Source organism: Desulforadius tongensis (genome assembly GCF_016907915.1).
GTDB lineage: Bacteria > Bacillota > Desulfotomaculia > Desulfotomaculales > Desulfohalotomaculaceae > Desulforadius > Desulforadius tongensis.
On sequence record NZ_JAFBCW010000047.1, the window covers coordinates 1 to 8,177 of the forward strand.

8 protein-coding genes and 1 pseudogene are annotated in these 8,177 nt (G+C 34.9%); 5 read left to right on the forward strand and 4 right to left on the reverse strand.

The genetic code is table 11. The features are described from left to right. Positions 1-704: 704 nt before the first annotated feature. The 4 genes and pseudogenes from JOC37_RS12800 to JOC37_RS12815 all read right to left on the reverse strand — a co-directional run bounded on the left by JOC37_RS12800 (position 705) and on the right by JOC37_RS12815 (position 4,610). On the reverse strand, positions 705-1,151 hold the full coding sequence (locus JOC37_RS12800) for a hypothetical protein (protein WP_204619505.1): 447 nt from the start codon (positions 1,149-1,151) through the stop codon (positions 705-707). 972 nt (positions 1,152-2,123) lie between these two features. Further along, positions 2,124-2,606, reverse strand: a pseudogene (locus JOC37_RS12805) (DUF6037 family protein); the annotation flags it as partial. Between the two features lie 155 nt (positions 2,607-2,761). Then, positions 2,762-3,868 carry a restriction endonuclease gene (locus JOC37_RS12810; protein WP_204619507.1) on the reverse strand — a complete coding sequence of 369 codons (1,107 nt, stop codon included), beginning with the start codon at positions 3,866-3,868 and terminating at the stop codon, positions 2,762-2,764. A 94-nt stretch (positions 3,869-3,962) separates the two neighbouring features. After that, complete coding sequence (locus JOC37_RS12815; protein ID WP_204619508.1) at positions 3,963-4,610, reverse strand: helix-turn-helix domain-containing protein; 648 nt, start codon at positions 4,608-4,610, stop codon at positions 3,963-3,965. Positions 4,611-4,898: 288 nt separating this feature from the next. Here JOC37_RS12815 and JOC37_RS12820 point away from each other — a divergent pair, with 288 nt between their 5' ends. The 5 genes from JOC37_RS12820 (at position 4,899) to JOC37_RS12840 (ending at position 7,880) form a co-directional block, all read left to right on the forward strand. After that, a complete protein-coding gene (locus JOC37_RS12820; RefSeq protein ID WP_204619510.1) occupies positions 4,899-5,084 on the forward strand; it encodes a hypothetical protein in 186 nt (61 codons plus the stop codon). A 251-nt stretch (positions 5,085-5,335) separates the two neighbouring features. Continuing rightward, a complete protein-coding gene (locus JOC37_RS12825; protein WP_238480924.1) occupies positions 5,336-6,124 on the forward strand; it encodes a Fic family protein in 789 nt (262 codons plus the stop codon). A 108-nt stretch (positions 6,125-6,232) separates the two neighbouring features. Further along, positions 6,233-6,385 (forward strand): hypothetical protein, encoded by a 153-nt coding sequence (locus tag JOC37_RS12830; RefSeq protein WP_204619512.1) that lies wholly within the window; start codon positions 6,233-6,235, stop codon positions 6,383-6,385. Then, on the forward strand, positions 6,379-7,692 hold the full coding sequence (locus tag JOC37_RS12835) for a recombinase family protein (protein ID WP_204619514.1): 1,314 nt from the start codon (positions 6,379-6,381) through the stop codon (positions 7,690-7,692). Before JOC37_RS12830 ends, JOC37_RS12835 begins: the two co-directional genes overlap by 7 nt. 38 nt (positions 7,693-7,730) lie before the next feature. Continuing rightward, positions 7,731-7,880: a hypothetical protein gene (locus JOC37_RS12840; RefSeq protein WP_204619516.1), complete on the forward strand. Its 150-nt coding sequence runs from the start codon at positions 7,731-7,733 to the stop codon at positions 7,878-7,880. Positions 7,881-8,177: the final 297 nt, after the last annotated feature.

Below are 8,177 nucleotides of genomic sequence, written 5' to 3' on the forward strand. Positions count from 1 at the left end.
AAAGAATCATTAATGAAAATTTAAAAAATGAGGGATGTTGGCAAATAACTACATTTTTTACTGCCATTTCATGCAATTTCTACTTGCCAAATACAGCTGATGTTGTGCCGCAATTTGTTTTAGTTCAGCTAGTTTAATATCAAGATTTGTCATTTACAGTAAATCTAATATAAATAAGTTAGAATGTATAGGTTTTTTAAATACATTGGCCAGGGCCCACTTTTTTATCTATTTATTTTACAGTGATTTTAATATATGGAAAAAATTAAATATTTCTTTAAACTATAGAAACCACCGTAAATGGCGGTTTCTCGGTTTCTATAACGCTTATATTATCCTGTTTACGCAAGTGAACGCAAGAATTACTAAAACAATCGAATTTTGTCGAAAGGCGTATAAACGGAGAAACTACTATACCGGTATGGCATAGTAGTTTCTTACTTTTTCCGTTTCTTTTCCTGCTGCTCGGCGAACTCAATTGCCTTTTTAATGTCTTCGACATCATCGGGGGAAGGGTCTTGGATTAAACTGTCCCCCTGGTGGCTGGGTGGCTCTAGTTGTATCGGAATCAAAATTTTCCAAAGTTCACATATAATTACTTCAAAATCAATCGAATTTTTGGGGGATGATTTTGAAGTTCAGTTAACCCGGGCATACCAATCACTCCATTGTTTAATAAGAAAACCATTTTTATTAGTTGACGTTTATGTAAATAGAATTGACGGAAACCTGTTCAGATGAACTATATATGACAATTCTCCAGCAGCACCTCTTACTCTAAAGCCTCCTCCTTGCGGGCGCCATACTTCAAGCCATTCTACTTCATTAAAGTTCTCATCAATGCATGCAGCATATTCACCATAAGTAATGCAGCAAATTGTATTGTTACACACTAAAATAATAAAAGTACTGTCAGGGTATTTATCAAATAAATCACGTATTTCCTCTTGATGTTCTGGGCTAAAAGAAAATCGCCACTGCATTTGGCCTGCTGTGCTGTGTTTTATGTATAGACCTTTATTGTGGTTAAGAAGATAAATGGATCTGCTTTTTGTATATGTAGGTTTGTTAATGGACGAAAAACTAGGGTGTTGGGATATAATAGCTAACGGTGCACCATGGTAATAATGATATTCATCTATGTAACTCATTTTATATTCTCCTTCGCATGTTTATTAATTTTAATTTTACCGGGGTAATCAGGGAAGGTAAATTTATAAACGCTCTTGTTACATATTAAAGTGAACAGCTATCTTCTCTTGTATAATTTGACTTGGCTTACCTCCATGAACTCTTCATATGGTACTAAAAAATTTACCGTCCAAATGTGGGCTTTATATTCGTCTATCTGCATCTGCAACTGGCTCGCCAGGGTTTGACTTTGCCACTGTTAAATGATGACTTACTTCCTCAGCTAAAACGCACCAATGCAGTACTGAGTTTAATAGCAAGCGGGTGTTTAGTAATATAAAAGACTTGCCATCGGCTTTTACTTATAAACAACCCATTTTGATTCTGATTTTTAAATGGGTAGTAGTATATTGACAGCTGATGTTGTGCTGCGATTCGTTTTAATGTATCCAGTTTAATATCATAAGTTGTCATTTGCAGCGTATTTACATACTTAAACAAAGTTCCCCCGCCACTAAATAATTAATTGTATTAAATCTAGAATTTATTCGGGTAAATATAATTTCTTGTACTATGAAAAAGCATAATTATCAGTCATGCATGCTATATGGTCACATAAATAGCTTATCTTCAATTTCTTCATTTTCTTTATAACTCCTGAACTTTACATTTTTCATGCATGCTGCCAACTGATGTTGTGTCCCAATTTGTTTTAATTTAGCTAGTTTAATGAGATGGTTTTGTCATTTACAGCAACTTTAATATATGGTAACAAATGGTAGTTATTTTTAAATTACTGAAACCACCTAGATGCGGGTGGTTTCAGTGTTTATCTGATGTTCACTTGAGTGAACAAGTAAATTAATTTAATAATTCTTTAATTTCATCTCCGATTAATTTTCTTTTATGCTTTAATTCCGTAGACATTTTACAAGGGAGAAATTATATTAGTCTACTTAACTGAACACGTATATAACTTAACTTTGAAATACTCAAGAAAAATTAGGTAGATAATAATCCACTTCTTTAGTTTTATCACTGGTCCATCTACTACTAATATTTTTAGCTTTACATCTTTCATAAGCTCTATGACCTAGCAATGTTTTTGTTTTTTCCAAGTTTTCCTTAGTTACTTTCTTGTTTTGAATTTTATTATCAAGCCATCCATAAAAGTATATTTTATCTGATTCTTCTACGTCACTTTTATAAATAATAATATCGTGTGGTTTTGGTCTGTTCCTAGGATCAGCTGTTTTAGGAATGTTATTATTAAAAGCTTGGAAGAAATATGAGATCTTAAATGGTCCATCAATACTGAAATCCAGATTAAGGATTTTAACAAGTCGTTTATAATCATCAGGCAATAGAATTGGATTTATTTCGAAACCGTTTGAAACTTTGATTTCAAAATAGAAATTTTCATATTTTACTCCAAACATCAATACAAATGGAGTACTATCAATAAAAAAGATAACGTCAAATTTAACCTTGTTATGTTATATATAAAGTCAAATTTATATCGGTCAATGTCTTGTGATTTCATACTTTTATACAGTTCCTTTAGACCTGTAAGTTTCATAGTATTATCATTCCTTTAGTTTTTTTCGGTTTATTCCACTTAAGTGAACGTTCAAGATAGTTCTTTTGGTACAGGGTAATTATTTAATAATTCAACTAACTTGTCTCTATCCCAATAATCAATAGCATTAACTTGAGCTAGTTCAATGGCCGAATCAGTTAAATAATTATTAGTAATGACTAAACCCCTATCGCAGTAGTAGTATTTTATAGACGCAACTACTTCTTGTATTGCTTTGTTCCCCACCTTATCAGAATAATTTTTGCATTGTACGGCAGTTTTTTTACCATGTTTTTCTGCAATAATATCTGCTCCCTGATCCCCAGAACTTGGTGTGATCTTACACCAATAACCCATATTTTTTAATAAGGCTGCTACAAAGAACTCAAAAGTATAACCATCCATATTATCTACATCACTTATCGTATAGAAATTATCTAAAGAGAAATGTGGGTTGTTTAAATTATTCTTCATTAGCTCTACACGTAGCTCTTGTCGAATTTCATTTATCGGCACAAAATCGTTTAAAAAAACTTCGCATAATAAATTATCCATATATGTATCATAGTCATTGTTTTCGGCAAATAGCTTATAGTAAGTTGTTGCATAGCTTTTCATACTACTTCCCAGTTCATTTGTTTTTTGATCTACAGCTGGAACGTTACATAGTACCCTATTTTTAAAGTTCTGATAATTAAGAGCATGAAATTGGACTATTATATATTTTTTCAACTCATCAATTGCTATGTCAATTTCCGTTTCCTGTTCAATAAGATTTTTCAAAACTTGAATTTTTTCACTATCCATTAAAAAATAATTAATATAAGCTGGTGGTGTTAGGTTGTTTTTTGTTATGTAAGAACTAATAAATTTATTAACAATATTTGTGACTATTTCATGCTTGTTATGTGGGCTTGCATATAGTTCAGATGGCACATAAAATTTCTGACAGCGTGTCAGTGTTGGTAATATTTGTATTACTATTTTTTTAAAATGACGGTATAGAATCACACCACAAATTGTTGTAATAATTAGAAATGCTGGGACAAATAAATAGTTAACCTTGGTAAAATACGATAATGAAATTACCCATAAAAGAAATATAAAAAAAATAAATAGTATACTTTTTAGTATAGAACTAATAGTTTCTTTTATCATTAGTGAACTCTGCAGTGATATTAACAATAATCGAATTTTGTCGAATGGCGTATAAACGCAGAAACTACTATACCATTATGGCATAGTAGTTTCTTTATTTTTTCCGTTTCATTTCTTGCTGCTCAGCGTACTTAATTGCCTTTTTAATGTCGTCAGCATCATCGGGGGAAGGGTCTTGGATTAAACTGTCCCCCTGGTGGCTGGCAGCTATAGTTGTGTCGGAACTGGTGGCTGCTTGTTCATCGTCTGAAAGTATCTTTTCCTTTAGAAGCTCAAGAATTTGTACCCTTTCTTCCAAGGTAAGTGGCCGGCCGCCGGCAGTTAAGTTTATATTTTCCTTATCCAGCAAGTCCAATATTTCAACATAGTTACATTTGTTATTAGTACTTTTAATAGTGTTTTTTAATTGGTTAGATAATGAGAACTCCTCTGCCACATTTTCTACAGCAGATAAAATGTTTTTAATAGCCTGTTGCTGTGAAGGTCGTAAATTTTTGGTTTTGTCGAGAAGATTATTAAAATCACTAGAAATAGGGTTGGGTTGATAATCCATATTAAAAAATTCAGGGACTGTTAATCCTAAGCCGTTACAAATACGTTGAATAAGATCAAAGGTGGGTTGCCGCTGACCACTTTCAATATAGCTTAAATTTGACTGGGCAACTTGTGCGCGCCTTGCTAGTTCATTCATACTTAGCCCCTGTTGTTGTCTGATATTTTTAATTCTTTTACCTATATCCATTCGACAAAACCTCTTACATAATTTATGAACGTAATCCCGGTCTCCAGACAGTACAGAAACTTGCAAATGCTCTTGGTATATCTGTTTCAGACCTGCTGGAAGATAAAGAAAAGTCGGCAGCTGTGTAAAATCCTCATTTTAAAATTTTATCATGTCAGCAGTAAAAAGCTTGCAAAATGCTGTCGTATTGTAAAGTTTATGGTGTTGTTTAGAAGAATGTAAAAATATAAGAAGATAAGTTTCCTTTTTAAACTATGAAGCTTTTTTGTAAAAATAAGAGGTGATAGCATGACCTTAGCTATCGAAGAGAAAAAATATGAACTTGAAAAAATGCCTGAAATCCTTCGCAAAGAGGTTGAAGAATACTTAAACAACTTCCAAGCTAGGATAATTGCAGCTAATGTAAGGGAAAGCAGGCCATATAAAGATAAATCCATAGTAGACACTACATACGAGCAGGGAGAAAGCGCATAGATTATCTGAGAATGTTTTGACCGGTTGGGCTTCAGGCGAAGTAACCGGGAAAATATCCACCGAAAATATATTCAGTTGGGCTCCAGGCGGAGGCCGGAGCCCCCGAGCCCCCGCATGATAATTGTCTCAATGAGTGGGTCAAATTTATTTGCATAAGGTGGGTTGATTTTATTGACAATCAACATTAGGGTAGTGTATTTTCTTAGTGAACTTCCGGCAGGAAAGTTAATGTGGGATGGATGTGAATTAGGATGATTTTTGAAAGAATAGATAAACTAAAAATGGAACTCGATAGCTTAAGGCCGCTTCCACCAGAGTTAATGGAAGTAATTGATGAAAAGTTTAAAATTGACTGGACGTATAATTCAAATGCCATAGAAGGAAATACTCTTACTTTACAAGAAACTGCATTTTTCCTGCAGCACGGGTTAACATCAAAGGGTAAAACTTTGAAAGAGTATCTGGAAGCTCAAAATCATGCCGAAGCAATTGATTGGCTGAAAGAAATTATAAAACAGGACAGACCGATTACCGAAGGGGTTATTAAAGAACTTCACGCCCTACTTTTAAAGGGTATAGATTTTATATGGGTTGGGCCTAGGGAAAACAGGGCTAAGAAGAGTATTACGCCGGGGAAATATAAGACGCAGCCCAATCATGTTGTAACGTTGGATGGGAAAATACATAAATACTGTGAGCCTCTAAAAGTGCCGGAGGAAATGGAAAGGTTCGTTGAGTTTATAAATAAGTCTGATTTGCATCCGGTAGAACTGGCTGCTCGGGCACACCATAAATTTGTAGCAATACACCCTTTTGATGATGGCAATGGCAGGGTAGCAAGGCTTTTAATGAATTTGATATTAATGAGAAACGGTTACCTTCCTGTGGTGATTAAGAATGAGTTAAGGGAAGAATATTATAGAGCGTTAATGAAAGCGGATGAAGGTGATGAGGCAGACTTTATTAATTTAATTGCTCGTGAGGAAGAAAACAGCCTGCAAATGGTAGTAAATGTAGCTAAGGAGTATTACAGCAAATAATTAGTACGCCTGCATTATATTTGGCAGGCGTATTTTTATGTTTTAGGACAATCTATGCTGTTCATAAGATTCAATTAAGAAGATTTAATGAGCTAAGGGGGTGGCATTTTGAAGGCAGAAAAAATTATCGTTAAGGTAATGCAAGCTGGTTCAAAGGAAGAATGTCATGATGCTCTGGCCGAAGCCAGGCGGTATGTGTTTAGGAAATTGGTGGCAATACTTAAAAGGCAGCAACAGCAAAAGAGTGAGCATGCATGTTAGCAGTTGTTTATATCCGGGTTTCTACTGAAGAACAGGCCCGGCATGGATATAGTTTATCGGGGCAAGAAGATGTTTGCGTTAGAAAAGCAAAGGAACTGGGTGCAACGGACATCCAAATATATAAAGATGAGGGTATTTCTGGAGCTATTTTAGAGCGGCCGGGTTTGCAGGAAGCACTGGCCGTCGTAAAGAATTCGGGAGCAAAATATTTTGTTGTCTACGACCCTGATCGCTTATCAAGAAAATTGTCACACCAGCTTCTTATATCTGAAACCATAGAAAAAGCGGGCTGCCGGCTTGAGTTTGTCAATTTCGACTGGGAGGATACGCCGGAGGGCCGCTTGTTTTATTCAATGCGTGGTGCGATAGCAGAATATGAAAAAGAAAAATTTTTGCTGCGTTCAAAATTCGGAAAAACAACTAAGGCCAGGAAAGGTTTACTTACCCATAACCCTAGAATATTCGGGTATCGCTACATACCTGGCGGCCGAATGGAAATAAATGAAGAACAGGCATCATTATACCGGCAGATGGTGGATATGGCGTTAAAAGGCACATCGCCGGAAGAAATAGCTAAAAGATTTAATGAAATGGGCATACCGGGGCCGGGCGGGGGCAAGTGGTATCGGGCAACGGTAAGACGCATTCTTAAAAATCCCACTTATACCGGTACTTTGTTTTTAAACCGGTATAATTCGGAAGGAGTTAAAACTAAAAGAGCCACTGGAGAAAAAATAACTCCGAAAGAAAGACCTAAAAAAGATTGGATTGCTATTCCGGTACCACCTCTAATATCTGTTGCCGAATGGGAAAGGATACAGGAAAAGTTAGCGGCAAATAAAAAAGGCAGAAGGGGCCAAAAGGTTCATTTTTATCTATTATCTAAGGTTCTTTATTGTGGCAAATGCGGAAACTCAATGTTTGGTACAACAGTACAGAGACAAAAGCGTACATATAGGTATTATGCCTGTACATACAGCCGCGGCCAAGAAGACCGAAAAAATTCTAACAAGTGTAACACCGGCTATTTTCGTGCTGATGAGCTGGAAAATTTGATTTGGAACAAAATTAAGGAGTGGCTTTCCGACCCGGAGGCTTTGGTGCGGGATGTGCGAAGTAAGAAGCAAAAAGAATCCAATGAAAGGGAAAAGAAAAATCTGCAGAAACACATTAATACACTAACCAAAGAAAAAGAGCGTATATTTACAGCTTACAGACGCGGTTTGTTGGACATAGATGATCTTGAAAAAGCAATAAAAGAAATAAAAAATAAAATTAATCGGCGAAAAGCAGACTGGCTGAGATAGAAAAATCAGAGGTATCACAAAAACAGCTGGAACAAAGAGTGGAAGATTTGAAAAATTTGGCCCAGGAAGTACTTGGCTGTATTGATGACCTGGATCAGGAAGATAAGAAACATTTGGTGATCCTTTTAATAGACCGGATAATAATTAGTAAAAACGAGGTACTTATTAAAGCCAAAATACCTCAGTGAATTTGTTTTTCATAGAAGGAGTTTACCTAAATTCCCAGAATACTAAATTGACAACTCCCCACAAACTATTGCATGTTATAATATGAATTATAATGAATCGCTAATAAATGTTAGGCAAAACTGGGGTTTTTCTTTTATTAAATTTATTAACTTTAAAGATATATTTAATAAAATTAATAATAAAAACCTGTAGTTATTAAAGAGAATGTAAAAAGTTTTGTGTAAATGGTAATAATTACAAATAAAGGAGATGACCATTTATGCAAAACTTGCAGGACAAAACCATAAGAGAACTGA

What these genes read in the sequence shown, in the direction of transcription:
- JOC37_RS12810 (WP_204619507.1), bottom strand. Translation starts at nt 3,868, where the DNA reads ATGATAAAAGAAACTATTAGTTCTATACTAAAAAGTATACTATTTATT.
- JOC37_RS12815 (WP_204619508.1), bottom strand. Translation starts at nt 4,610, where the DNA reads ATGGATATAGGTAAAAGAATTAAAAATATCAGACAACAACAGGGGCTA.
- JOC37_RS12800 (WP_204619505.1), bottom strand. Translation starts at nt 1,151, where the DNA reads ATGAGTTACATAGATGAATATCATTATTACCATGGTGCACCGTTAGCT.
- JOC37_RS12825 (WP_238480924.1), top strand. Translation starts at nt 5,336, where the DNA reads ATGATTTTTGAAAGAATAGATAAACTAAAAATGGAACTCGATAGCTTA.
- JOC37_RS12820 (WP_204619510.1), top strand. Translation starts at nt 4,899, where the DNA reads ATGACCTTAGCTATCGAAGAGAAAAAATATGAACTTGAAAAAATGCCT.
- JOC37_RS12835 (WP_204619514.1), top strand. Translation starts at nt 6,379, where the DNA reads ATGTTAGCAGTTGTTTATATCCGGGTTTCTACTGAAGAACAGGCCCGG.